Below are 233 nucleotides of genomic sequence, written 5' to 3'. Positions count from 1 at the left end.
ATTATTCTTTACTCCAGCGGCCATAGCGGGACCATGGGTCACAGGCCCGTTGCTTGCCCCTGCAGGAAAAACAAGTCCCGCAGGCCATTTCAATTTTGAACCCTATGCTTTTTCTAGTGGTTATCCGAACGGATTTCGAAACATTGAAGTCATCCCTATTATTAAGGCAGGAATCAATGATTTTTTAGATTTGCAAACATCCTTAACTTACGACTACAGTTGGGATCATGGAC

The 233-nt window shown here is 43.8% G+C and carries 1 pseudogene; it reads left to right on the top strand.

What is annotated here, in order from left to right:
* Positions 1 to 233 (top strand): annotated as a pseudogene (locus tag ACN4Z1_RS16065) (hypothetical protein); the annotation flags it as partial.

It is taken from the genome of Legionella sp. ST3F1 (genome assembly GCF_048553315.1).
Classification (GTDB): Bacteria; Pseudomonadota; Gammaproteobacteria; order Legionellales; family Legionellaceae; genus Tatlockia; species Tatlockia donaldsonii.
Note: the sequence above shows the minus strand (reverse complement) of the source record. Positions and strands in the feature narration are given on the sequence as shown.